21 protein-coding genes and 1 pseudogene are annotated in these 25,777 nt (G+C 55.4%); 14 read left to right on the top strand and 8 right to left on the bottom strand.

Annotated elements, in window-relative coordinates; all coding sequences use genetic code 11:
- The first annotated feature begins 19 nt into the window (after positions 1 to 19).
- The 7 genes from B7L09_RS13465 (at position 20) to B7L09_RS13435 (ending at position 7,373) form a co-directional block, all read left to right on the top strand.
- Positions 20 to 538: a penicillin-binding protein activator LpoB gene (locus B7L09_RS13465; protein ID WP_094469213.1), complete on the top strand. Its 519-nt coding sequence runs from the start codon at positions 20 to 22 to the stop codon at positions 536 to 538.
- Positions 539 to 558: 20 nt separating this feature from the next.
- Positions 559 to 1,911 (top strand): PelD GGDEF domain-containing protein, encoded by a 1,353-nt coding sequence (locus B7L09_RS13460; protein ID WP_176457702.1) that lies wholly within the window; start codon positions 559 to 561, stop codon positions 1,909 to 1,911.
- Entirely contained in the window at positions 1,889 to 2,878 is a 990-nt protein-coding gene (locus B7L09_RS13455; RefSeq protein WP_094469211.1) for a HEAT repeat domain-containing protein, read from the top strand. Before B7L09_RS13460 ends, B7L09_RS13455 begins: the two co-directional genes overlap by 23 nt.
- Entirely contained in the window at positions 2,875 to 4,389 is a 1,515-nt protein-coding gene (pelF, locus tag B7L09_RS13450) for a GT4 family glycosyltransferase PelF (RefSeq protein ID WP_094469210.1), read from the top strand. The genes B7L09_RS13455 and pelF overlap by 4 nt, the downstream gene beginning before the upstream one ends.
- Positions 4,390 to 5,760: an exopolysaccharide Pel transporter PelG gene (gene pelG, locus B7L09_RS13445; RefSeq protein WP_094469209.1), complete on the top strand. Its 1,371-nt coding sequence runs from the start codon at positions 4,390 to 4,392 to the stop codon at positions 5,758 to 5,760.
- A 193-nt stretch (positions 5,761 to 5,953) separates the two neighbouring features.
- Complete coding sequence (locus B7L09_RS13440; protein WP_176457701.1) at positions 5,954 to 6,913, top strand: enoyl-CoA hydratase/isomerase family protein; 960 nt, start codon at positions 5,954 to 5,956, stop codon at positions 6,911 to 6,913.
- 37 nt (positions 6,914 to 6,950) lie between these two features.
- Positions 6,951 to 7,373, top strand: a complete 423-nt coding sequence (locus B7L09_RS13435; RefSeq protein ID WP_094469208.1) for an organic hydroperoxide resistance protein — start codon at positions 6,951 to 6,953, stop codon at positions 7,371 to 7,373.
- Positions 7,374 to 7,494: 121 nt separating this feature from the next.
- On the opposite strand, the pseudogene B7L09_RS13430 reads toward B7L09_RS13435, so the two are convergent.
- From B7L09_RS13430 to B7L09_RS13420, 3 genes and pseudogenes are all read right to left on the bottom strand, one after another.
- Positions 7,495 to 7,860 (bottom strand): annotated as a pseudogene (locus B7L09_RS13430) (DUF6124 family protein); the annotation flags it as partial.
- Positions 7,861 to 8,259: 399 nt separating this feature from the next.
- Positions 8,260 to 8,463, bottom strand: a complete 204-nt coding sequence (locus tag B7L09_RS13425) for a hypothetical protein (protein WP_094469207.1) — start codon at positions 8,461 to 8,463, stop codon at positions 8,260 to 8,262.
- A gap of 1,709 nt (positions 8,464 to 10,172) precedes the next feature.
- On the bottom strand, positions 10,173 to 11,003 hold the full coding sequence (locus B7L09_RS13420; RefSeq protein ID WP_141213461.1) for a hypothetical protein: 831 nt from the start codon (positions 11,001 to 11,003) through the stop codon (positions 10,173 to 10,175).
- Between the two features lie 160 nt (positions 11,004 to 11,163).
- On the opposite strand from B7L09_RS13420, the gene B7L09_RS13415 reads away from it, so the two are divergent.
- The 4 genes from B7L09_RS13415 to B7L09_RS31985 all read left to right on the top strand — a co-directional run bounded on the left by B7L09_RS13415 (position 11,164) and on the right by B7L09_RS31985 (position 14,327).
- Entirely contained in the window at positions 11,164 to 12,513 is a 1,350-nt protein-coding gene (locus B7L09_RS13415; protein WP_141213460.1) for a hypothetical protein, read from the top strand.
- 36 nt (positions 12,514 to 12,549) lie between these two features.
- On the top strand, positions 12,550 to 12,771 hold the full coding sequence (locus tag B7L09_RS13410) for a helix-turn-helix transcriptional regulator (RefSeq protein ID WP_338012262.1): 222 nt from the start codon (positions 12,550 to 12,552) through the stop codon (positions 12,769 to 12,771).
- Between the two features lie 485 nt (positions 12,772 to 13,256).
- Positions 13,257 to 13,925: an inovirus Gp2 family protein gene (locus B7L09_RS13405; RefSeq protein WP_010463639.1), complete on the top strand. Its 669-nt coding sequence runs from the start codon at positions 13,257 to 13,259 to the stop codon at positions 13,923 to 13,925.
- A 246-nt stretch (positions 13,926 to 14,171) separates the two neighbouring features.
- Complete coding sequence (locus tag B7L09_RS31985) at positions 14,172 to 14,327, top strand: hypothetical protein (RefSeq protein ID WP_158491243.1); 156 nt, start codon at positions 14,172 to 14,174, stop codon at positions 14,325 to 14,327.
- Between the two features lie 155 nt (positions 14,328 to 14,482).
- Here the strand turns inward: B7L09_RS31985 and B7L09_RS13400 are convergent, their stop codons facing one another.
- Entirely contained in the window at positions 14,483 to 15,556 is a 1,074-nt protein-coding gene (locus B7L09_RS13400) for a helix-turn-helix transcriptional regulator (protein ID WP_010463635.1), read from the bottom strand.
- Between the two features lie 100 nt (positions 15,557 to 15,656).
- Between B7L09_RS13400 and B7L09_RS13395 the strand changes: the two genes are divergently transcribed.
- From B7L09_RS13395 to B7L09_RS13385, 3 genes are all read left to right on the top strand, one after another.
- The gene (locus B7L09_RS13395; protein ID WP_010463633.1) at positions 15,657 to 16,517 is read left to right on the top strand and encodes a hypothetical protein; all 861 of its coding nucleotides are present in this window, start codon (positions 15,657 to 15,659) and stop codon (positions 16,515 to 16,517) included.
- A gap of 96 nt (positions 16,518 to 16,613) precedes the next feature.
- Positions 16,614 to 16,976 carry a hypothetical protein gene (locus tag B7L09_RS13390; protein WP_238547530.1) on the top strand — a complete coding sequence of 121 codons (363 nt, stop codon included), beginning with the start codon at positions 16,614 to 16,616 and terminating at the stop codon, positions 16,974 to 16,976.
- An 81-nt stretch (positions 16,977 to 17,057) separates the two neighbouring features.
- Positions 17,058 to 18,035: a hypothetical protein gene (locus B7L09_RS13385; RefSeq protein ID WP_010463629.1), complete on the top strand. Its 978-nt coding sequence runs from the start codon at positions 17,058 to 17,060 to the stop codon at positions 18,033 to 18,035.
- A gap of 338 nt (positions 18,036 to 18,373) precedes the next feature.
- On the opposite strand, the gene B7L09_RS13375 is transcribed toward B7L09_RS13385, so the two are convergent.
- The 4 genes from B7L09_RS13375 to B7L09_RS13360 all read right to left on the bottom strand — a co-directional run bounded on the left by B7L09_RS13375 (position 18,374) and on the right by B7L09_RS13360 (position 25,769).
- Complete coding sequence (locus tag B7L09_RS13375) at positions 18,374 to 18,679, bottom strand: hypothetical protein (RefSeq protein WP_010463627.1); 306 nt, start codon at positions 18,677 to 18,679, stop codon at positions 18,374 to 18,376.
- 86 nt (positions 18,680 to 18,765) lie between these two features.
- The gene (locus B7L09_RS13370) at positions 18,766 to 21,951 is read right to left on the bottom strand and encodes a UvrD-helicase domain-containing protein (protein WP_010463625.1); all 3,186 of its coding nucleotides are present in this window, start codon (positions 21,949 to 21,951) and stop codon (positions 18,766 to 18,768) included.
- 2 nt (positions 21,952 to 21,953) lie between these two features.
- Positions 21,954 to 24,569, bottom strand: coding sequence for a PD-(D/E)XK nuclease family protein (locus B7L09_RS13365; RefSeq protein ID WP_010463624.1), 2,616 nt, complete (start codon positions 24,567 to 24,569; stop codon positions 21,954 to 21,956).
- Between the two features lie 108 nt (positions 24,570 to 24,677).
- Entirely contained in the window at positions 24,678 to 25,769 is a 1,092-nt protein-coding gene (locus B7L09_RS13360; RefSeq protein ID WP_010463622.1) for a helix-turn-helix transcriptional regulator, read from the bottom strand.
- Positions 25,770 to 25,777: the final 8 nt, after the last annotated feature.

Here is a 25,777-nt window from a genome sequence, read left to right as displayed (position 1 = left end):
GTTTACGGGAGAAAAACTGATGCAAGCAATTCGTAATCTGAGCCTGGCTCTGGCAGTCCTGTTCGTCGCCGGTTGCGCCAGCTTCACCGGCGACACCAGCCCTAATTTTTCGCGTACTGCGAAGTGGGGCACCGTGCCGATGATCAACTACTCGCAAACCCCGCAAGCCGGCGAACGCGCCGAGCAGATCCTGCTCAGCGTGCTCAGCAGCCACGGTCTGCAACCACGGGTTTACCCGGTCAGTACTCAGGGCGAACAAGCACTGATGGACGACAACGAACGCCTGGCCGGAGCCCTAGATTGGGCACGGGATCAGAAGCTCGATTACGTGGTCGCCGGCAGCGTTGAAGAGTGGCAGTACAAGAACGGTCTGGACGGTGAGCCGGCAGTGGGCATCAGCCTGCGCGTGCTCGAAGCCAGCAGCGGTCGTGTGCTCTGGAGCAAAAGCGGCGCGCGTGCGGGCTGGTCCCGTGAAAGCCTCGCCGGCACCGCGCAAACGGTGCTCGACACACTTGTTGGCGCCCTTCGGTTCGAGTGAATGCAATGAATTCTCCTCACATGGATTACACCCTAGCGCCGCGTGCCAGCGGCCCGGTGTCTTGGCTGGAAACGCTGTTGGTCACCGGCGCGGCGATTGGCCTGGGCTTGTGGCTGACCCCGCAAGACCCGTTGCAAATGCACGCCGGATTTCCCTGGCCGGTGCTGGCGCCGCTGCTGTTGGGCGTGCGTTATGGTTTCGTGCGCGGCTTGCTCAGCGCCAGCCTGTTGGTGGCGGCACTGTTTGCGCTTCGGTATATCGGGCATGAAGCCTACGCGCAGCTTGATCCGTCGTTCATTGTCGGCGTGCTGGTCAGCGGCATGCTGGTGGGCGAGGTTCGCGATCTGTGGGAGCGGCGCTTGCAGCGTCTGCAGATGGCCAACGATTACCGCCAGTATCGACTCGACGAATTCACCCGCGCGCACCAGATTCTGCGGGTCTCCCACGACCTGCTGGAGCAGCGCGTCGCGGGCAGCGATCAAAGCCTGCGCAGTTCGTTGCTGGGCTTGCGCGACAAATTGCGGGTGATGCCGGACGAAGGCGATGCATTGGCCGCGCTGGCCGACCCGATCGTGGCCATGCTCGGTCAGTACGGTGCGTTGCGCGTGGCCGGGTTGTATCGCGTCGATGAGCGCGAAGAGAACGTGTTGCCAGAAGCCTTGGCGACCATCGGCGTCATGGGGCCTTTGGGCACCGAAGACGGACTGGTCAAGCTGTGCCTGGAACGTGGTGAACTGGTCAGCGTACGTCAGGAACTGATCGATGCCGGCAGCTCGGCGCAGTTCTCGTCGTTACAGGCGTGTATTCCGCTGATCGATGCCGAAGGTCGTTTGCTGGCCATTCTGGCGGTGCGGCAGATGCCGTTCTTCGCGTTCCAGGATCGCACCCTGAGCCTGTTGGCGTTGCTCGCTGGGCACATCGCCGACTTGCTGCGCCGCGACCCGCAAGTGCTGCAACTGGCCGACGCCGATGCGCAGCAGTTCACGCTGCAACTCAAGCGTTCGCTGGTGGATGTCGAGCAGCACAAGTTGGCGGCCGGTCTTTTTGCCTTCGAAATGACCCGTCCCAACGATGAGCTTTCGCGTCTGTTCGAACGCAGTCAGCGAGGCCTCGACCTGCAATTGCCGCTGCGTAACAACCGCGATCACCAGCTGTTGCTGGTGTTGTTGCCGTTGACCAGTCCGCAAGGCACCGAAGGCTATCTGGCGCGGATGAACCTGATGCTGCACGAGCACTTTGGCATTGAAAGCAGCCTCGACAGCCTCGGCGTGCGTGTGTTGCCGTTCAACCTGGAGCCTGGCTGTGAACGCAACGGGCTGCGTAATTTCCTGTTCAACGAGTGTGGCCTGAATGATCAGCAAGTGGCTGTTTAGCGGAGCCTTGTTGTTAGAGGCAGGCAGTTGGGCCAGTTTGTGGCTCGCGGCGCCCGAGTTACAACAATTGCTGGTGTTCACCCTCAGCCACGGCCTGGCGTGCGTGATGTTGTGCGCGGCGGTGTGGCTGTTGCTGCCGGCGCGCTACCGTTCGCCGCTGCCGTGGAGCCCGCTGTTTATCTTCAGCCTGGCGTTCTTTGTGCCGGTGCTCGGTGCGGTTGGCGTGGTGGCGGCGATCTTCCCGGCGCTGTACCTGCCGCGCAAACGCGACAAGCAAGCGTGGCAAGCGGTGGGCATCCCGAAACTGCCATTCCGGGCGCAGTTGCAACTGCACTCGCCGATCTTTGCCGATGGCGGTTTGCAGGACGTGTTGCGTCATGCGCCGGACCCGGATCAGCGTCTGGCCGCCCTGTTGGCCACGCGGCGCATGCCCGGCAAAGAAGCGGTGCCGATTCTCAAACTGGCCCTCGGTGACCCGAGTGACGATGTGCGGCTGTTGGCGTATTCGATGCTCGACAAGCAGGAAAGCGACATCAACCTGCACATCCAGAATGCGCTCGGCGAACTGGCCGGCGCCAATGCCAAAGCGGCGGGTGCGCTGCACGGCCGGCTGGCGCGCTGGTATTGGGAACTGGCCTACCTGGGCCTGGCGCAAGGCAGTGTGCTCGATCACGTGCTGACCCAGGCCAGCGAACATGCCGAGCTTGGCCTGGAAGCGGGCGAGGGCGGTGAGCTGTTTCTGCTGGCCGGGCGCATTGCGCTGGAGCGTGGCGACGTTGAGCGTGCCGAAGTGCTGCTGAGTCAGGCTCAAGAGAACGGCATGGGCGCCGCGCAGGTGCTGCCGTTTCGTGCCGAGCTGGCGTTCGAGGCCGGTCGTTACCACGAAATTCCCGGTTTGCTCGCACGCCTTCCCGAGGAAACCCGTCAGCGGCCGCCGTTCGCCGCATTGGTCAGGAGCTGGACATGAGTCACAAGGAACAGGCACCGGTTGCCGACATCTGTCTGCTGCTCGAAGGCACCTGGCCTTACGTGCGTGGCGGCGTTTCCAGCTGGATTCACCAGATGATCCTCGGCCTGCCGGAACTGACCTTTTCGGTGATGTTCATCGGCGGCCAGCGTCAGGCTTATCCAACCCGGCGCTACGAAGTCCCGGCCAACGTGCTGCACATCGAAGAAGTGTTCCTCGAAGATGCGACCCATCCAACCGACAGGCTGGTGGTGCCTCGCGAGGCCGACGAACAGCAATTGCAGGATTTGTATCGCTTCCTGCATCACCCGGATGCGCCAGACCCGGCCCTGGGCGAACGCTTGCTCGACTGCATCGCCCAGGGCCGCATGACCCTCGACGACGTGCTGCGCAGCCGCGCCAGTTGGGAGTCGTTGAGCGAAGGCTATCGCCAGCATTGCGCCGACCCGTCCTTCGTCAATTATTTCTGGACCCTGCGCGCGATGCAGTCGCCGTTGCTGATGCTCGCCGAAGCCGCGCAACGGATGCCGAAGGCGCGAGTGCTGCATTCGATTTCCACCGGGTACGCGGGCTTTTTGGGTTGCATCCTCAAGCAGCGCTGGAACTGCACCTACTTGCTCAGCGAGCATGGGATCTACACCAAGGAACGCAAGATCGACCTGGCCCAGGCCAGCTGGATCGCCGAGAGTTCCGGCCAGGCGCTGAACCGCAGCCTGGATGCCGGCTCGGGTTACATCCGAACCTTGTGGGTGCGTTTCTTCGAGCGCATCGGGCAGCTGACGTACAACAGCGCCGACAACATCATCGCGCTCTACGACGGTAACCGTCAGCGCCAGATCAAGGACGGCGCCCTGGCGGCCCGCACCCAGGTCATTCCGAACGGCATCGACCTGCCGGTATGGACCGCAGCCCTGGAATCGCGCGCCCACGGCATCGCGCCGGTGGTCGGTTTGATCGGCCGTGTAGTGCCGATCAAGGACGTGAAAACCTTTCTGCGGGCGATGCGCGGCGTGATCAGCGCCATGCCGCAAGCCGAAGGCTGGATCGTCGGCCCGGAAGAGGAAGACCCGGAATACGTCAGCGAATGCCGCAGCCTGATGGCCAGTCTGGGCCTGGAGGGCAAGGTGCATTTCCTAGGCTTCCAGCGCATTCAGGACATCCTGCCGAAACTCGGCCTGATGGTGCTGACCTCGATCAGTGAAGCGCAGCCGCTGGTGATCCTCGAAGCCTGGGCCGCCGGTACGCCGGTGGTCAGCAGTGACGTGGGGTCGTGTCGCGAGTTGATCGAAGGCGGCAGCGCCGAAGACCGTGACCTCGGGCACGCCGGCAAAGTGGTGGCGATTGCCGACCCACAAGCCACGTGCGCCGCGATCCTTGAACTGTTGCGCAGCCCGCGACGCTGGCAGGCCGCCCAGGCCAGCGGCTTGTTGCGGGTCAATCGTTATTACACCGAAGCCTTGATGCTGCAGCGTTACCGCGACCTGTATCAAGCCGCCATGGAGAACAGCTAAATGGCCGGTATTGGCTTTGAACTGCGAAAAATCCTTTCGCGCGATTCCTACACGGCGACCTTGCACGCCTACGTCTACGCCGGGCTGATCAGCTCCGGGCCGTGGGTGTTGTCGATCATCAGCGTGATGCTGGTGGGCATCATCAGCATCGGCCTGTTGCTGCCGAACATGCTGGTCGGGCAGTTCCTGGTGACGGTGACGTACCTGATGGCCACCTCGTTGATCCTGACGGGCGGTTTGCAGCTGTTCTTCACGCGCTTCGTCTCCGACCGTTTGTTCGAGCACAAGTACGATCAGATTCTGCCCAACCTCTTGGGCGTGTTGTTGCTGGTGACCCTCGGCGCCGGGTTGTTGGGGATTGTCGTGTTGGGCCTCTTATTCGATGAGCCGCTGATTTACCGCGTGCTGGTCCTGGCGAACTTCGTAGTGCTGTGCAACTTGTGGCTGGTGATCATCTTCCTCTCGGGGATGAAGGCCTATAACCGCATTCTGCTGGTGATGCTGGTGGGTTACACGCTGATGGTCGCGAGTGCCTACGTACTGAGCTTTTTGCAGATGCCGGGCCTGCTGCTGGCGCTGTTGATCGGGCACAGCACACTGCTGTTTCTGTTCCTCTACGACATCCTGCGCGAGTACCGCGCCGAGAAACTGATCGCCTTCGATTTCCTAGATCGTCGCAACGTGTTCCTCAGCCTGCTGGCCACCGGATTCTTCTACAACCTGGGGATCTGGATCGATAAGTTCATGTTCTGGTTCAACCCCGGCACCTCCAACGAAATCGTCGGCCCGCTGCGCGCCTCGATCCTGTACGACTTGCCGATCTTCCTCGCGTACCTGGCGATCATCCCCGGCATGGCGGTGTTTCTGGTGCGCATCGAGACTGACTTTGCCGAGTGGTACGACCGCCTGTTCCGGGCGATCCGCGAAGGCGAAACCCTGCAGCATATCGGGCAGCTGAAAACCGAAATGACCTTGTCGATCCGCCAGGGTCTGCTGGAAATCTGCAAGGTTCAGGGCCTCACGGCGGTGCTGTTGTTCCTGTTCGCGCCGCGCTTGCTGGACTGGTTGGGCATCTCCAGTTATTACCTGCCGCTGTTCTACATCGACCTGATCGGCGTGAGCATTCAAGTGGTGTTCATGGCGTTGCTCAACGTGTTCTTCTACCTCGACAAACGCACCGTGGTGCTGGAACTGTGCGTGTTGTTTGCGGTGTTGAACGCCATGCTGACGCTGTTCAGCATGTACCTGGGGCCAAGCTTCTTCGGGTACGGGTTTACGCTGTCGTTGCTGATCTGTGTATTGCTGGGTTTACACAGGCTTTCAACGGCGCTGGAAGATCTGGAGTACGACACGTTTATGTTGTCTCGCTGACGTTACGGTTCAGGCAAAAAAGGCACTGGCGATCATCGCCAGTGCCTTTTTTTTGTCCGACTGACGTCACTTGTCAGCCGAGGTTGCGCTGCTAGGCTTGTTCAGCCGGACCCGTCCGGCATGCCCATAATCTGTTTCAAACTGTAGAACGTTGTTCGCGGGAACCACATGTTTTCCAACTGGAGGTTTTCCCATGAGACTGCAGCTATTAAACGCTGCGATCATCGTCGCCTGCATGGCGGCCACCGGCTCGTCTCTCGCCGGTGAAGCATCGGCAGCATCGACTTCACAAACCGACAAGACCCCGTCCACCACTGCGGTAAAACAGGAGATCAAGCTCACCCGCATCACCCCCGAGTACTGGCGTGTCACGTTTCACAATCCGCCGTACAACATCTACGGCCCCGAGACCATGCCGCAACTGAACGAGGTCGTCACGGCCATAGAGACCGATCCGAAAGTGGTGGTCGTGGTTTTTGACAGTGACGTCCCGGACTTCTTCCTCACGCACTACGACTTCGTCCCGCCGCTGACCGACACTACCAGCCTGCCCAACGGCCCCACCGGCCTGCCGCCGCTGCCCGATATGCTGGTTCGGCTAAGCAAGGCGCCAGTGGTCTCGATTGTGTCGATTCGCGGTCGCGCCACCGGCGTCGGCAGCGAACTGGCCCTGGCCAGCGACATGCGCTTTGCCAGCCGCGAAAAAGCCATCCTCTCGCAATGGGAAATCGGCGCCGCCCTGGTGCCCGGCGGCGGCCCGATGGCACGCCTGCCACGGCTGATGGGGCGTGGGCGCGCGCTGGAAGTGCTGCTCACCGGCAACGACATCAATGGCGAACTCGCCGAACGCTACGGCTACGTCAATCGGGCGCTGCCCGATGCCGAACTCGATACATTCGTCGACACCATGGCCCGGCGCATCGCCCGGTTCGATAAACAGTCGATCACCGACATCAAACGCCTGGTCGACGCCGCCAGCCTGCCACCCAACGAAGCCATCGCCGCCGAATGGGACGGTTTCATCGGCTCGGTCAAACGCCCGGCGGCGCAGCAACGCATCACCCAACTGATGGAGCTTGGCCTGCAGAAAAAAGCCGACGTCGAAAAACGCCTGGCGCACTACACCGGCACCCTGGGCGAGGCCTCGAAATAACCTCGCGGTTGTTCAATCCTGATCAGGAGTCACTGTCATGAGTGCAGCACTGGAAACCGTTCTCTACACCGCAAAAACCCACACCGTCGGTGGCCGCACCGGCACCGGCAAGTCGAGTGATGGCGAGCTGGACGTCAAATTCAGCTCACCCGGTTCGGGTAAACCGGGCACCAATCCGGAGCAACTGTTTGCGCTGGGGTATTCTGCGTGTTTCATCGGCGCGATACAGGTGGCGGCGGGCAAGATGAAAATCAAATTGCCAGAAGACACGTCGGTGGATGCCGAGGTGGATCTGGGCAAAACCGCCAGCGGGGACTTTCAATTGGCGGTCAGATTGAACGTCAACTTTCCTGGATTGGAGGAGGGCGTGAAACGGGAACTGGCCGACGCGGCGCATCAGCTCTGCCCGTATTCGCGGATGACGCGGGGGCATGTGTCGGTGGATTTGAAAGTGCTTTGAATCCCAGCCACCTATTGGGTTGCTTTTTTGGGAGTGAGCTTGCTCGCGATAGCAATTGTTCATTCAACATGGATGTCGACTGATNCACCGCCATCGCGGGCAAGCCCACTCCCACAATGAATCAACTGCGTGGCGCAGATTTTGGCACGACAACGTTGTCCAGCATCCGATTCACCGCCAGCTCCGCCAACATCACAATCTGCTGAATCGCCATCGCGGTGTGTCGATGCGGACCTTCCAGATACCCCGCAAAATCACCCGCCATCACACTGGCCTGGGCCAACGATTCACAGGTATGGGCGAGCAGGTCTTCGTCCTTGATATCCGGGGCAACGAGAAACATCGTGCTTGGCTTGCGGGAAATGGGGGATTTGAGGGCGGAGGGATTGAGGTAGTGATCGAGCGCACGGTCGGCGGCGTCATTGAGTTTTTTTGGATCGAGGGGATCGTAGGGGGAAACGTCGTCCGGGGCGGGCGGGTTTGGGGTTCTTTGATCATGGCAATCGTCCTTTTAAGTCATTGGAGCTGCCACTCTTCCGATTCCACTCGAATAGGTGGCAACTGTGCGCGGGGTGGAAAAACCGAGATAAACGGACAAAACCCGGCAGACCCGAAGGTCTCCCACGCACAGCCGCCATAACTTGAACCTGCGGCCGAAAAAAAGCGCCACAGTATGCCATGGGGGCATGTTTGTTTATCTTCGGGTTTCCACACCCGATCGCTGATGTGCAGCGACGGACAAAGCCTATCCACTCCGCTTCCTACCCGACAACCGCCGCGACCTGTCGGAAAGCTCCCCGAAAATCACAGCATCTGTAGGATCAGGTCGAGATTCAATGTTTAAAAAAACGCCTTCAATACCGGCGGTTTCCTACAAGACCAGCACCTAGTTCGAAGCCCCAACCCCAAACTTCAACCCACCCCAATTCCAGCCCTTCGACTGCTTCGTATAGCAGCCAGCCTGATTCTTGGGCTCGGCATCACAGGCAATCCGCCCGTTCTTGTTGGTGTCGGTGGTACGGTCGTTGTAGTGCGCACAACCGGACGTCAGGGAAAGGGTTAACGCGGCAATCAGTACTTTGAATTTCATAGCGGCATCCTTGCGGGTAGGACGCCAGCATAGGCCCGGTTGTGTTTAACCACAAATCACCACCCCCCAGATGCAACAAAACCCGCACTTGGCGGGTTTTGTCTTGCTTCGTATTTGGTGGAGCCGGGGGGATTTGAACCCCCGTCCGCCAGTACTCCGCTGTCGGTACTACATGCGTAGCCGTTTCTATTAAGTTAACCCTCAGGAATACCGCTCGTAAGGACATTGATAACCTAGGGCGGCTGTGAAAGGTGACTGAGGCGCGGCCCCACCGACAAGCTCCTCTCAGCTAACAGCTGTTTCTTTTCCACAGGGCTCGAACACCGGCGAGGTCCGTTGAACAAATTTTAACCTGAGCCTTGGGGAAGGTTGTCAGCGCCACCTCCAGTCCAGAGGTCGGCTCCCCAGGTCAGTACTCGGTGTCTGCGAATCAGTTGTTCAGAATCGCTGTGCGCAGTAGTGCGATTTTAAGTATGCCTTTATTGATAGTGCTGAGGCACTTAGGCTTGTGAATTACATATCGAAGTGGATCTTCATCTAACAGTAATTATGAGTCGTTCACGCTCTAGAAAACAGCGCTCAAACTGCCAGATACAGATGATCTAGAAACTTTGAAGTATTGCGAAGCATTGGTTTTTCAAGGACGCTCCTCATGCGGTAGGTACGATCTTACTTAGCACACCTACGAATAGCTTTACGCAGTTGCCGGGCTGGTGACTTCGATACTCAAAAATACTCTTCAAGCCTGCAGAGTCCAAGAAGGATTTAGTCCTCATTTACCGTTGTCTGGAATTGTTCCTGCCGGTACAAACGACCAAGGGTGGGTTCCCCACTAGACCTAACCAGCCTGTATGAAAAGCAGGTTCGGAAATTATGATCGAAACTCAGTTGTACATGATGCTTATGGTAAATAATATAAAATTGCCCTAGAGTTCATGGAGCTCATCCGCAAGTGGATCGCATAAGTAGCCCCGTACTGAAGGAGTTTCCTGCAGCAACATCTGAAGTTGGCGCAAATCGACGCACCGATGAACTTGACTACCTATTTCAGGGTAGTAGGGTTAAGGCAGAAATGCTGCCCCTTCACGGGTATCAAATTGTAATCAATGGTCAGCCTTAGGAGTGGCGTCTGGAGGTGCTGGGTGACGTAATAAATCTTGGCCTTAGTGTATCCCAGTTCTCCGAGTCCTATTGTCAGGAGTGGGGTGCTGGCTAGCACGATAGACTGTTGAAAATGGCCAACATGATTTGATATTTTTCCGAAAAACTAAACTCTCACCGGTGTACTACAGGCGGAAGTTCGAGAGCGGGAGTTGAACTGTTCTTATCCTCACGATCAGCACTATGTCACCTGTCTGAACGACCAGCCTTTCACTTTTTCTCGTGCCTTAGATCAAATACCAAATCTCGCCATGATCCTGGTATTTTGAAGGTTGCTATGATCTAAATTTCCGCAGTACTTCGTTTAACTATCGCGCCATGGACTACTTCGTTTTGAGTGAAAAATGGTTAGCTCGGCTAGTTGTCCGGTTGCTGTTTAATGCTTTTCAGGTTCGCTTCTAGTATGTAGTCATGCATCTGCATCTGCATCTGCATCTATAGTTCTATCTCTTGCAGCTTTATATAGCCATTCCTGGAGTTGGATTCATAATGATCGCGAAGTTATTCAGGTTGCTATGGAGGTTGCGGTATTTCTCTGAAAGGGGATTTTATATTTTTTCTGAATGATCTTCTGGTTTGGTGTGGGGCGGCTGGTGAGATGTCGTCGCGGATTCTTGTTGGCGTTTTTTTGTTAATTCAGGTATTGAGGAGATGATGTCTATGATCTCTTCATCGCTCTTGTCCTTGTCCTTGTCCTTGTCCTTGTCCTTGTCCTGTACCTGGCTCTGGATTTTTGGTTTTATTAGTTTTCTATATTTTCTTATGTCCTCGGCTTCAAAAATGGAGTTTGTGCTTAGTAATGTTATTTTTATTATATTAAAAAGTTCTTCGATTTTTTCTTTTGGTGGGGTTGGAAGTGTTTGATGGTCAGGCGCCAGGGTTTCAATCTGAAGTTTTAGTTTGCAAATTTCGGTTAGGGTTTCGCTTAGTTTTGAAGCGAGTATGGATGCTGCGTTCCGCTCGTTTCGTAGGCTTTTAAGGTTGTCCTCATTCGGAGTCCTTGCTTGAGTCTTGTATTGCTCTTTTAGTTCGAATCCGCTCTGGATTAACCATTCCAGGGTTTCAGTAATAGTGGCTTTTCTTGATGATGCCAAGCTTTTCAGCTTTCGCTTTGCTAGAAGTGAAATTATGAAGTTGTTCGCTTGTCGCCCGTCTTTGCTTTCTCGGAGTTTTTTCTGGCGCCAAGCACCTTTCATGTTCTTCAGAAGCTCTCTTTTTTCGCTATTCTCAGGCCAATTCTCAGACCATCTTACAAGTTCGTCGTAGGTGGTTTGTTTGGAGATGTCTGCCCCCTTACCATTCAAGTATCGAATGGCCCATTGCTGCATGTCTGGGTTGTTCCTTTCTATCCATTCAAGTCTTTTTTTTGGCTTTTCCAAGGCATTCCCCCGCTAATGCGTTTATTGCAGTAAAAGTTATTTTTATGTTGATCGTTACGGAGTGACGTTACGGAGTAGCATACGCTTCTCGGATTGTGCTTGAAATAGGGTGTTTTTCTGCGATTTAATGGCTGCTTTTCTGGAGGGGTGGAGGGTAGTGGTGCACTGCGTTCTGTTGGGTCTTGGATTGACTGGGATAAGCCCAGAAGCGAAGTTTGTCCTCGTAAGGCTCGTGCAGCTGTACGGGGTGGGCGAGTCGATCACGATCGGGGTTAAGAAGTTAGCAAAGGTTTCAGGTGCCACGGATCGTGTGGTATCTAGCGCTCTGTCTGAATTGGTGGCGGAAGATCTTTTGATCTGTACCCCTATCGTCATCGGGCGGGGACGCCCTAAGAGCGAGTATCGAGCTTCGAGTAAGCTAGCCCGATTGCTGGAAAACTGGAACGAAACGTCTAATGTGATAAATCGATCGAGAATCGATCATTTGCTGCATGCTGCGGAAGAGCGTAAGGGCAGTCTTAGTGTCTGTAATCGATTGCTACTATCCATCCTGCTTCTTTACGCCGATCAATTTGGGATTGTACGAGAAGTCGGAGTATCCAAGCTATCCAAGGTAACCGGCCTAAACCGAGAGAGAATAAAGGCGCAGGTTCACAAGCTTATCGCTTTGAGGGTAATGAGAGGGGTGATTCCTGGGGTTACAATGTCTGTTGTATTGGGTGTTTCAAAGTCGGTTTATTTTATTAATTTTAATCATGATGTTTTCCCAGAAGGCAGTTCGGGAGCGATCGTGCTGACTGCCATTTCGAACGCCAGTGGGGGTGTCGGGGAGTGTAATGAGGTCGGAGCTCTCATTGAGTCGGCTAAAATAGGTAAGTGGCTTAGGTTTGAGAGGTATAAGAAATTTTTTGGAATGCTGCCGGATAGCGATCGATTTAATGCTTTGGCAAGATTGTTTTCTTCTTTCGCCAAGAATGGCGAATCCCCAAGAGTGCTCCAAGTTAGATTGGAGGAATACGCGTCGATGCTGCTGTCCAAGCATTGGAAAGCTTTTGAGGTAGGTGAGTTTAGGTCTGATGATGAATTGCTGATGCGTATTAAGAAGGGTTTCAGTAAGGGGGTGGGGTTAGGGCAAGATCTGGAAATTGACAACCTGCAAGGTGAGCTGTTTTTTGAGTTCATTTATGAAATTGTTGTTCTGATGGCTCGTCGCGTCCAAGGTGTGATATTAAGTGCTAAGGGGTTTCCGTACGAAATTGCTGGGCTGCAGATTCTGCCGAGTTTTGACCTCGGTGGATATTTTGGTCTGTTCTCTTTTGGTCGGTCGTTGTTAATTGTTCCCCATCAAGAGTTTCGAGCGGGGGAGTGTTATGTCATGAATAGGAACATAGATGGCGAGCCTGTGTGTGAGAGGTTTTCTGACGAGGTGGAACTCTCCGAAGAGGATCGTTATCGTTTTGGTCTGCTTACTAAGGTTCATACTCCTACACGCTATCGATTTCGAGGGTAAGACATTCGGCAGATTGGTGGTGGGCAGTAAAACTTTATGGGCTTCCCAGATCCTGTGTACGGATTTGAGGAGTTGGTCATGCGCATACTACGAATGAAAATGGTTGTTGAGATAACAGGTCTGGCCCGGTCGACGGTATATAAGTACATTGCAGAAGGGATATTCCCTAAGCCCATTCCGCTGGGCGGTCGAAGTGTCGGGTGGGTAGAGTCTGAAGTTTTTGCGTGGATTCAGGCTAGGGTAGCAGAACGCAATTAGTTAGGGTTGATTAGCATGCTTGCGATATCTGGTCTTGCTTTTTAGATTTCATTTGCTTTCAATGAAAACATCATGCCCGGTTGATTTCCGGGCATGATGTTTTTTTTGCCGGACCTTTTGGTTGTGTTGGTTTCCTTGGTCCTGAACAGGAATGTTTAACTTCCCCTTGTGTTTCAAGTGATGAGTTTTTCGGTGCGGGTAATATGCTTTAGTGTTTGAATTGTTATCTTCTAATAACTCAAGTCTATCATTTATGTAGAGATGCATGTTGAGCAATTAGGTTAAGGGCATAGATATCCCTTCAAAGGGTATCTGTGATGGTTGTCTGATCAATGCCTAGCAAATGGCAGTATGGCATAGGTAGACGTCATTGGTGTTGTTAGTGTGAGCGACTCATTGAAGTCTGGCTCAATGGGCTATGTTGAGCGTGTAAATAACTACCGAGCTGACTGAAGATATGATCTTCAGTAAAGTAGGCAGTAACCATGCTTCGTTTCTCCGAAAATCGTAATCTTCGTTTGTACTCAGCAGCTACGTTTCAAGGCCTGCCGATAATGGTTGAAAAAGGACCTTTTATACTTGGGTACCTTGAAGCGCTGAATCGCACCATTAACCTTGCCCTTGATCAGTATCCTAGGGTGATTGCATTCAGGGTGGATTTACGTCTTTCGCGTCTGATGGGGTTTCCAGATGACGCTTTGTCAAATCGTGTGATCAGTAGGTTCATCGAGTCGTTCAAAGCGAAAATTGAGCATAACCGTGATAAGGCGCGTGAGCAGAACAAGTACGCCCATGACTGCAGGGTGCGTTACGTATGGGCGAGGGAGGTGGGCTGTGGAGGGCGACCGCATTACCACCTGTTGATTCTGCTGAACAGAGACGCTTACTACACAGTAGGGCGATTGCAGCCACAGAGGCCCAACATGATCAGCCGTATGCAAGAAGCTTGGGCCAGTGCACTGAAGTGCGAGGTTGAGCAAGTGCGGGGCTTGGTACATATCCCGCCTAACGCAGAATTCCGAGTAGATCGGAATGTCCGGCCAGGGAATGTGGATCAGTTGCCTGAACTGTTTCGACGCGCGAGCTACCTCTGCAAAGCTGCGACAAAGCGTTATGGCGATGGATCCCATGGCTTCGGATGCAGCCGGGGGTAAGCTAATGGTTTAGCTGATCATCACCATGGTGGCGTTCGATCCAGTGTTGTTTGTTTTCCTCACGGCCCCGGCGTCAGTGAAAGCAGGCGCGCGTTGTTAGTGTGTCCAGAATGGCGACATATCCTGAAGATATATCCACTTGATGTGGTCAGGCGCGGAGCCAGCCGGTCACGGATGACCAACCTGACGGGCCTCGGATCGACGTCGGACAAAGGAGCATCGAAATGGAACTCACCGGCACACGCAGTGCAGCGTCGCATCCGTATGCAGCAGATCGAATGGCTGATCGCCTATGGGGGCCACACCTATAGCCAAGGCGCGGGGGAGTACTTCTTCGACTGGGGGCATTTCCAGCAGATGCTGCTCGACCTGACGGCCATGGAGCAGCAATTGGTCGACTAGGAACGGAATAGCTACGTGGTGGTGAAGGATAATCAAAATCTTCACCGTAAGGTATCGCTAGGGGGCGATACCACCATTTCAGTTAGGGAACCATCCTAATTGGTGATGTGGTTGAAACCCTCAGCCAACATTACATCAAATCTGTGGCCAGGCAATTAATCGCCAGCGTATACACTCGCTGCGCGACGAAGAGTATCGCGCACGTGCGCTCGGATTAACGGGGGCTCGAGCACTTCAATATCCCCAGCATTGCTGAGCAGGAACAGGCGTAGGCCTTGGGTGTCGTGGAGAGTGCAACTCAAGTCCCACTTGTCATCGGCGTATTGCACTACGACCTGGTCTTCAGCCAACGGGTTCTCGGTAAGCCGATTTTGCAGGTTGGGGCCAAGACGTAGTTTGAGTTGTACGGGGTCATCGCCGTGTATTGTCATGAGGTGCTTTTGGGCTTCAAGCGAATTGACGTCGTAGTTTTCCGGGTCAGCTATTTTTAGCCAACTCGCTTTGACCTCTACCATTCGATGCAGCATGAGGGCGCACATCGTCTTGGGACCGTTGCTGCTGTACTTGCCGCGGCGGGTGTTTGGTGAAGGCGTATGCCCCTCCGGCCATTGCTCCTCGAGCACGTATGCCGACAGATAGACGTTTGAATCCTGATATGAGAGGGCCAAGGGTTTGAGTAAGTAGATGCATTCGACGCCGCTGGCGTCTCTTGGCAGGTAGGTCACCTCAAGCGAAGCATCGTCCAGAATGGCCTGTTGGATTCTGGTTAGGTGTGCAGGATCATATTTACCTGGCCTGAGCAGCGTAAATCGGGTCCCAGTAGTGATTCGCTTTGTCCACACATGTGTTCGCGTGGAGCGCTTCGTCATTTCCGTGGTTGCGTATTCGCGTAAATCGACAAGTTGTTCTGTGTGGGCCTTGAAGCCGAAGCGCTCTGCGTGGTCGAAAATAGCTGCCAACGTCATTGCCTCTGTGGGGGAAAGCGTCAAGTCGAAGCTGCCACGACCGGATTTCCAGTATTTTGATTTTTTATCCGAGCCAGCGTCACCTTTGGCTACAAACTCGGCTGCGGTCAGAGCCTGGAGGTCACGCAGTGTGGTTTTTATATGGAGACTGGAATCATCGAACCACCGACATAGTTCACTGTGGATATCCGCCGTCGACATAGACTTGCCATAGCGTTGGAGGATTTTGCGCAAAGTGGTGCGGCGTCGGTGATGATTGATCATGGCAGAAGCTCAGGGACAAAAAGTGGGTTTATCTGCTGGGACTATGTTCTGGCTGGCAAGCAATCCTGCGACTACAAGCGCCAGCCCACAGGAGCATTTCATGAACAGCCAAACCTATCTAGCCCTTCCCCACGTTTCTGGATTCATCCGCTGGCTGGCCTCTGAGCTCAATTCTGAGTCGTGTTTCAAGCACCAGTACGTCAATCGTCGTAGCGGTGAGAAATGGACATGCAGCAGCCTGTATAACGCCTTCGAAAACTACCGTTGGAATCACCCGGGTAATGCCCGCTTGGGATTCAATCCAGGCGTATGTTCCAGCAGCAACGGGATCGCTTTGTCCGCCTTGCGTCAGGATCTGGTAAGCGCTACTGGGAGCGACTCACACACTCTTGAGGCAGCCGTCGACGTCATGCGCTGGGGCGGCGTTATGGCCCGCAATGCGGACTGGCTGAAGGTGAATAATGTGGGGCTTGGCCGAATGCTGCAAGGCGTACAAGCTGCGATAGTTGCCGGCGACGATCAGGCACCTGTCTTGCGTTCGAAAAGCCTTCGCTTCAATTCTGGGATGACCAAAGTCTACTCCTTGCTTTGTAAGGACTTCATCATCTACGACAGCCGTGTTGCGGCAGGTCTGGGCTGGTTGGTCGTGAAGCATTGCCAAGCGCATGGGCTGTCCAAGGTACCTGAAGCGCTGTGCTTCCCTTGGGCAGCTGCCAAGGAAGGAGAAAATACGCTCGCTCCCAAGCGCCGCGACCCTGGTACCGGCGGGCTTAAGTTCAAGGGCTTGCGCTCAGGTCACCATCACGCAATGTGGAATATGCGCGCCAGTTGGGTATTGAGTGCGGTCCTGGCGCATCCAGACGCCGCCGGCAGCCGTTTCCATGTGGTTCCCTCTCCGAATGACCCGCTGCGCGCACTGGAGGCTGCACTCTTCATGATTGGCTACGACTTGGGCGATTAGCGTCCAGCTTTTGCGGCTTAAAACCTGGTCGACAACTTCCTCCCCTTTGCTTGGCGGGGAGGTCATTCTGAATGAGTGAGGTACAGGATGCGTGACATGAATCCGTTGCAGGCTTTGATTATGCAGCTCGCCGCTGACGGAATCAGCGCTGGTGACTTGAGAAAGGCCGTGATGCAGGCATACCCAAATCTTTGTGATGCGAAGTATCAATCCACGCTATTTGGCCTGCAAGAGGCCGATAGCCTTATGGGCCAGGAAGTGGGCGGCGAGTGGTGCTTCACAGCAATCGATAAAACTGACCCGGACTACCCTCACCCGGAGTACAGCGCTGAATTCGCCGAGAAGATCTTGGCCGCATCATGCGGGGAGTTTGTAGAGATCAGCGCAGATGATTTGCTGGCTCAACTGGACGAGATGCTGGCAGAGGCACGCGCCAAGAAACCGGACACAGGACCGTAAAACACCCAGCAGCCCAGTATTCAATACGGATGCGGTGTTTAACGAGCTTCAACTGTGTATCAGTCTGCAAGGGGTGTCTTGATGGACATCAAGTCCGATTTTGTGTCCGTCGAACGTGATGAGTTCGATGGTCTCACCACGATTCAGCACCTGCGTCACTGCCGGTATCGTTCTGGAAAGAATGAAATCACCTTCTCGTGGCGCCGCAATATTCGTCCTGCTTCAGACCGCATGATTCTTGATGTTGAGATAAAGACCTCGCGCCCGGGCGGCTGGCTGCCCTCTCAATTGACCTTGTTGGTCGATGGTCGGCGGATCGAGTTGAAGTACCTGACAGGCAAAAGCAGCGAATTTCGAGGGGGGAGTTTCTTCGAAGTCGGTATGTTTTTCATCGAGCCATCTGAAAAGGTTCTTCGCTGTCTGTGTGATGCCAAAGTACTGAAGCTCAAGCTTCAATCTGACGAGAAAAATGAGCACACGGTTCTTCCGGACGAGTTTTGTGCCCAACTACAGTTGCAGGCTCAGCAGTTCTATAACAACGCTTTCGATGGTGACGAGTATTTGTCAGCCGTCAGTGGCGTAGCCGTACGGACAGAAGACACAACGTTCGCTGAACAGAATGCCAGCCGCGAGTCGCGCTATCGGCAATTGTGCAAATATCGACTGCTCTGGGCTGTACTCTGGGGCAGTTTTTTTGGTGGGCTGTGCGTGCTTGGCGCGTTCGAGATCATCACGTTCTCGGTCAAGTCGACGGACCAGTTGATCATCGCTGGAGTGCTCAGCGCCTCAAGCTGGCTAATTCCCCATCTTCAGATCCTTTGGATCGAACACCAGAAAAACAAAGAGTGTCCCAGTTGTCACCGTAGAGCGATAAAGATGGTTCGCTATCATGAGGCGGTTTATCAAGTCCGATCCGTGGAGCGTCTTGTCATCGACAGATTGACAGGGCAGCGCAAGTCACGGCAGGTGACCGTGACGGACCATGAGGTGACGCAGGATTTCGAGTGCAAGGACTGTCGGCATCTATGGACGCGAAGCCATATTGCTCGAGGTTTCTAAGACATTCTGTCAATGAACGGCATCGCTAGGCTCGGATCTGATTTCGGCTAACGACTCATCTTGTCGCTCCCTGCTGTAGTCTGGAGTAAGTGCCCACAGATTGAGGAGTTTCTATGGTCAGGCCAGTGCGTCCTTTCACCATGCGTTGCAAAGATTGTGGTTGGAGCCAAACGGTTGTCCCGCTCAGTGATGTCTTGCGATTCGAAGACTGTCCTGAGGTTTGCCCGCGTTGTAAAAGTCGGGATGTAAAGATGGAACAAGCCACGGCCCTGGAAGTGGCCGTGGCAAAAGTAAAGCGATTATTTGGTTAGTCCTGAGCCTGAAACTTTGCCTAGCAGCTATAGCGCACCATTCAGTTCTTTTACTTTGTATACGCCAGGCTTGACTCGCAGGTACTTTGCTTCGGCACCCTGTTCGACATTGTAGCCGCCGACCCCCGTCTGCTCGTCCTGCGCGTAGTTGGCGATGGTCGTCCCGATCGTCGATTCCATAAAGAACTCGAATCCGATCCGATATTTTTCAACCAGCTTCTGCTCTACAGAGCACATGACCCGACGACGTTCGCTAGTCAGTTCCTGCACTTCAAAGGGTTCGCTCAGCGCACCGTTGTGCACTTCCAGCAGGATTGATTCATACAGCGTCATGGTTTTTTTCCTAGTGATGTCAGCGGCCGAGATCAACCCGACCGCCGTGATTGGTCGTTTACGCGAATGTGGAATCACGCCGGCGGCTAAAAAACCTGAATCGCTCCCGCGGCCACCGGCAGAAAGAGCCATGCGGCGATGACAGGCCGCCCCGATGCCGCCTCAATCGCTTGGGCGTAAGCATCAAGCTGACCCGCATGTTCCTCGGCCAATCGCCTCCACTGGGCTTCGGGCGCCGGGTTGGATTTGTGGTCAATGAGCACCCAGCCATCTTTTGTGTCCAGCAGAAGATCGATCCGACCATTGAGTACCTGACCCGAGCGCAGCAACTGTTGCACCGGGTATTCAGCCATGGCTTTGGCCGCTGGCCAGTGGGATTCGATCCAGGCGTGCAAGGCCAATTGCTGTGCGATGACCTGACTGGCATTTACGTGCTCGTGCACTGCGTGGCTCTGCAACAGGTCCTGCACTTCGTCTAAGGTGAGGGGGCAGTTGGGGTCGGTGAATGAAAGGCACAAACTGGCATGAATGGCCGTTCCCAATGCACTCATTTCCGGGCTGCCTTGGAATGCGATCCGAGTGCCGATCCGGCATGTATTGCGGCCTGCGGTGCTGGCGCGAGCGCCACCGTTTGACGGTTGAAAGCCCAGTGGCAAACGAGACTGGATCACTTGTACCGGGGCAAACCAGTGCAGATTCTGTTCAATTACCGCCACTGGCACAGGTGAATCACTGGCAGTGAGCGTTTGGCAATCGGCGCGCAGTTCTTTTCCATTCGGCAGTTTCAAAGTCGACAGCCCGGGAGGTGTCATCAACCAGGGTGCCTGGACAGTGTCGAGCCACTCTCCTGTGATTTTTCTACTCGAACGGGCAATGACCAGCAGGTCTCGGGCGCGGGTCATGCTCACATAGAGCAGGCGTTTTGCTTCTTCAACGGCTTCAGCCCGGCACGCCAGGCCTATGGCGGTTTGTTCGAACGTTTCGCTCAACGGAACCGTTTTCTGTTTGCCCAGCGGCCATGGCCAGTAGCGGATAAAGCGGTCATGCAACGGTTTATGTGGATCGAATGCGCTATTGGACTGAGCCGAGACTGACCATAACCGGTCGCTGATATCGCGTGCCAGATCCATCAAAATCACGACCGGCCATTCCAGACCTTTACTGGCGTGATGAGTCATCACTTGAACGGCATCCAGCGCAGGAGTGGCCAGTGCATCGTTTTTGGCGTTGGCGATTTCGTCCAGCCACAACAACAGCCCGGAGATGGATGCCGCCCCTAATCCATTTCGGCAGAGATCCTCATATTGCTGCGCGAGATCGATCAATGCATCCAGGTTGGCCAAGCGCTTTTGCGCCAGCGCTGTCGAGGTTGACCAGACGCTGACACGTGTTGGTAAATCGCACTCGGCGATCAGCCGTTGTAATGCCTCTACCGGTGTTAGCACTGGCAGATCTGTGCGCAGTTGTGCAACGGCCGCCACAAGTGGGTGTTGCGAATACTCGCCGAGGCTCAGTTCACGCCACTGCGCTTTGGGGTGTCCGGCATTGAGGTAGCGCAGGCGCTCGGCAACCCAGCTTTCCGGTCCTTCGGTTTCGGTTAACGAGATGATCTGTGCTGTTGCCAGGGTATCGGCCGGGTCGTTCAATCGGCGCAAACACGCCAGTGCCAGAGTTGCCTCTGCGGTTGCCAGCAGTCCTGGTTGTGCTGTGGAACAGGGGATGCCCAGAGTAGCGAGGGCTGCTGTTACTTTCGCGACGTTACTGTGGGAGTAGCAAAGCACAGTGATATCGCCCAAACGCACCGCTCGGGCTTCCTGGCAGGTTTTATCGAATACCTGATAACGGCTAGCCAGCAGTTGGCCAATCCCCTCGGCCAATGCGTTGACTTGCAATTCGGCATTTTTGCCGTCCAGTACCCAATTGGCGAAGGCAGGGCCGGGTAGTTGATCCGTACGGGTTGGTATCAGCTCAACGTCCTTTGTTTCCAGGCTATTGGCGAAGGCCTTGTTGAATACATCATTCGCCAGTTCGACCAGTTCGGTACGTGAGCGCCAAGAGTGAGGCAATACCTCTTTTTTGCCACCCATATCGGGCAATGCCTTGAGGATGGCTTGCATCAGCGCACAGTCGCTGCCCCGAAAACCATAAATCGCCTGCTTGATATCCCCGACCCAGTAAACCTTTTTGGCAAAGCGTGAAAGCTTGAGAAAAATCGCCAGCTGCATCGGGCTGGTGTCCTGGAATTCGTCGACCATGATTAAATCGAGCTCATCCTCGAGCACCTGCGCAACGGCTGGGTTGTCCAGTAACTTGAGCAAGGCGTGTTCCTGGTCGGCAAAGTCCAGTACGCCAAACTCACGTTTGCTGTGTTCGTACACTTTCAATACATCAATGGCCAGGCCGAAAACCTGTTCGAGGTAGGCGCGGATATCGCGATGCAGATCCGGGTGTTCGGCATAGCGGCCAATGGTTTCAGAGAGGGTTGTTACCAATGGTTTGAGCTTGGCCTCAGGGGCTTCCTTCGCCAGTTTCGCCCAATCACTCCAGCGGGCGTTGTCATGCTGCAGTTCATACTGGAAGCGGGTGAGCAACGCTATGTAGCCTTCAGTGTTCTTTTTGTCGCTGTTAGCTGCCTGTAACAGAGCCAGCACCTCGGGAATGCTGTGCAGCAACTCTCCACTCAAGTCGGTTTTGGTCGGTTTGGGGAAATGCTTCAGCATGTCGTCGGCATTTTGGGTAGCAAAACCACGAGACAGTTCGAGATCAATGTCATTGGTACGCAACTGATTCAGAAGCTTGCGCAGCTCATCGCGCCAATTGGTATTGGCAAAGTCGCCCTGTTGATAAGTGTCTTCAAGGCCCAGGCGTCGGGCGACAGCGAGTAGATTATCCAGGCGCTCACCATCAAGGACCCGGTCAACCGCCTTGTTCAGCAGCAGGGCTGCCTGGTTTTCTTCCAGCACACGTTGCTCGGGCGGCATGCCGGCTTCGAATGCAAAGCGTTCAAGCAATTGCCCGCATATACTGTTGACGGTACCGATACGGGCCTGGCCCATGGCGGTGGCCAGGTTGATTTGACCCTGCTTTAGAAGGTGACTACGGACCCGCTCGCGCAGCTCGGCAGCTGCTTTTCGGGTAAAGGTCGTGGCGATCACCCCCGAAGGCTGGACCTGCTGATCGAGCAACTCCTGGTGCAGTATTTCAGTAAGCCGGTGGGTTTTGCCGCTGCCGGCGCCAGCACTGATAAAAGTGATGTGTGCGGTGGTCTGCATTGTCATTGCTCCCAACCGGCCAAGGCCAGGTAGTCGTTGTAGGCTTCATTAAGGTATTCCATCGGCATCGCCTGATCGGGAGGGATCGAGTCCTCATCCTCTTCAATACTTTGCAGGGCAACCTCAAACAGCCCCTCTGCCTGTTGCGCCTGCCGCCACTTCCAGGCCTCGGTAAAGCTGAGCCACAGTTTTGGCGTTGAGCTTGGCGGATTGGCAGGCACCTGCTCCGAATCTCTGAAGGTTTGGTCATCCGGGGTTAGCAGGCGCGCGGACTCAAGGATGAAATAGGCTACGGAAGGCCATGAACCGCTGTCCTGACGAAGCAACTCGGCATAAATCGCCAACTGCAGATGGCGGTTTGCCTTGAGCTGCTCCGGGTATTTCTTGCCCCCCGACCACTTCATGTCGACGATGGCTCGATGTCCTAGCGCAGTGGTCAATACCAGGTCAGCAGAGCCGCCCAATGCGCCACCCTCGAAACGACCGGCCAGCGCCTGCTCAGACGTTACGACGGTGATGCCAGCATTGAGAAAGTGCGTTCGCAGTCGATTCAAAGCACGCAGCGCACGATGGCGCAGTGTTGCCAGGTCGGCACCGCGTCCCTCCATCAACAACACCGCCCCTTCTTCACGTACCACACGGGGGAAATGGGTCGAGAACCAGCTGTTGAAATCTGTGGTGCTCATGCTCAGCGCGTCCGGCCGAGTGAAAAAGTGTTCAGCCAGGCGATGGGTCAACGAACCATTGAGCAAAAAGCCGTCGCTCAGGCTCTGACTTTTGGACGCCTGAATCTTGGCTCCGTATTGCAGCAACCATTGATAAGGGTTGAACAGCAACAGGTTGAGGCTCGAGAAAGAAGCCTTCTCAGGCTGCTCGAACGGGGTGTCGGATGGAAGGCGCCACCAGCGTTTGCGCAGTGGCAGTGGCGCCGATGCTTGGGCTTGGCAAAGCGGGCCGGGGGTATGCAGAAGCTCCTCAAGAATATGCACCTTCGGTTGCTGCGAAACGGCTTCGATCATTTGCCAGAGCGGGTGGCTTTCCTCCTGTGGTGGCGCTAGTACCAGTATCAGCCGGCAGTTGGCTGCCAGGATTGGTCGCAGCCAGTCACAGGCTGCTTGAGTCAGCAGTGTGGCTCCGTCCGGTAGCGCCACCCCGGCATCGGCCAATTGCATGCACTCGGCCTTGGACCACGGCGACAGGGGCGGTAACACTGGCATGCTCAGGTGCCACCAGATCACCGTGTCGGCTTCCTCAATGGCCGCGCCTGGACGCGAGACGCTCAAGTGGGCGCCGACTTGTGCGGCCAGCAATGGATTATCCACGCCGCTGGCGGTGGCTTGTTCGATCACCTGCTGCAACTGCCGCGGTTTTAACCGCTCCACACCTTGATGATGCAAGGTCTTGAGGGAGTCTTGTGCTGCTTCACACTGGGCATAACCGGCCTGAGCCGCGAGCCTATGCGCGGGCTCCTGGTGCCCCAGGCGTGCTTTAAAAAAGTTCAGCAACCGTTCGACACGTACCAGCACCTCACTGGGCGGCACACCATCGTCAGCGGTAAAGGTGGTCATATTGAGCCACTCGTCAATCGAGGCAAGTACGTTGGGCGCCTCTGCAGCGTAATGCGCTGCGATATCTGCCAGTGCGTCTTCCCACTTGCTCCCGACGAGGCCGGGTGCGCTTGCTATTTTGGTTGCCAAATGCCGACGCGCAAACAGACGAATCGGGCATATCGAGTGGGTCAGAAACTGCAGGAGTGCCGGGTAGTCGGTAGGTGCCCAAAGCAGCTCCATGGCCAATGGTAATACCTGCAGCGCAGGGCGCAGATTGCTGCTGCCATTGAGGCCATGGCGAGCTTGGCTGGCACCGATCAGATGACCATCAAGACAACCACCTTCGCCACCCGTCACCAGCAAGGTGGGGGTGTCCTGGCCCAGTGAGCGGCTCAGCCAGCTGGCGGCCAATGCTCGAGTTTGCGCTTGAACAACTTGCACTGTGCCGTCTTCTTGCCATTGAATGGGCGTGACATCTACACCGGCAATGCTCTGGCGCAGTTGCATTTGCAACTGCCCTAGAAAACCTTGCGCCGTACCCTCCGGTATCTCCAGGCGCTCGTTAGGCAGGAGATTCAGCACCATTTGCCAGGCCCGTGGATAAAGCTCGAAAGCGTCAGCCAACAGCACGGTCTTGATCGGGGGGCGACGAGAGCCCAGCGCCTTGGCAACATTTTGCAAGCGCTGTCCCATGGAAGGGGCGACCTGCACGCGAGCTTGAGTCTCGATCTCGGCAAAGTCTTTCAGACGTTGGCTGACGTCGGCACCGACACGCCCATCCCAACCGTGCAAATACAAATCATCCCGCCAGGCCAGCAATGCAGCAGCCACCCCCAATTCATCGGCGGAAAAACTGGCATGATAGAAGCGCAGTGGGTTATTGCAGTGCGCCAGGCAATCGCGGTACGTGGCTGTACGTTGTGCCGCACAAGGCTGACGTGCCACTAGGCCCAGTTGAGTCTCCAGAATATCCAGCAGTCCCTGTGGCCCGACGGTCAACGCCCCTAATCGATTACTGGCTCGGGTTGCCCGCTGACCATCGAGTTGCATGCCGAACGTGATAAGCATTTCTGACACGTTGACGCTCCTTGTGAACGCTGGTGGTTCAACGCACCTTGATTGGCACGTTGTTGCAATAAGGAAAAATAGACTGCTGATCAGCGACGTGGCGCTACCCTACGAACCGGGTGCTACGGTTTGTGTCGCGCCTGCCAGGTTTTGTAGCGAAACCACGGTACCTATTGCATCCGCCACTGAATCCAGTGGCCGGTAGGCTGCCGCCGCACGATGCAGTGTTTTGCCAATCTGAGCCCGCAGCTCGGGCGGCTGCTCCACCACCATTGAGTCGCCCAGGGACAAAATCCACCAGTGCAACTGCCAGGTGTTGCTCAGTGTCGAGCGTACTCGAAAGCCATCCTCCAACGGCTCCAGCGTCATATCCGCACTCAATGGTGTCTCACGAATCAGCCGCGTCTGACGCTCACTAACCCAAGCTTGAAACTGAATCTTTTCGGGGGTGCCGAACTGCAAGGCGTCACTGGCCAGGTACGCACACAAGTCAAATGCCTGTAATCCCTCTACGGGTTTATCGAGCTGATCGACATTGCGAAAACGATGCACCGCAAACTGGCGCACATCGGTATACGGATGTGCTGTGGCGATCAAATAGGTCACCAACCCACGCTGCACCATGGCTAATGGATTGAGTGTCAGTTCACTGAGTTTGTCGGTGTGTGCCGAGTAATACTGACATTGCACTTGACGCTCATTAATCAGCGCCCTCTGCAATGTTTCCAGCAATAGTGGGTCGATATCCGGCGCCTGCAGGTTTAGGTCCGGTCGCACACTGGCGACCTTCTCCAGCCAACGGGCAGCCGGGTTATCGTCCTCCAATCCCTTGAGCTTCTGCCGCGCATGCACGAAGCGCGGCTCCAGCACACTGAGCATGCTAGAAGGCAACAACGGGCGGATCGCGTCTGCAACCAGTGTCAGGCTCAAGGCTTCGGTCAGCGTTATGCCTTGCAATTCCACATTTACGCCAGGAGTCCAGTACCAGGCTTGTGGCGTGATGTTTTCGCTGCACTGCAACGGGAAAACCAGCGACAGATCAATCAAGTCACGTTCAACGGTGCGCCGGCTAATCTTGAAGCCGGAAGACTCCAGTCGTGCCAGCAACTCGGTGACTGTAATACCTGATTCACGTTTGGGTAGGTGTTTGAGCAGTTCCCACTGGCGGCTGACAGTGGAGTGCGATTTGGCTGACGGCACGCGATTTT

This window comes from Pseudomonas mandelii (assembly GCF_002251635.1).
In the GTDB taxonomy this organism is placed as follows: domain Bacteria; phylum Pseudomonadota; class Gammaproteobacteria; order Pseudomonadales; family Pseudomonadaceae; genus Aquipseudomonas; species Aquipseudomonas mandelii_B.
Note: the sequence above shows the minus strand (reverse complement) of the source record. Positions and strands in the feature narration are given on the sequence as shown.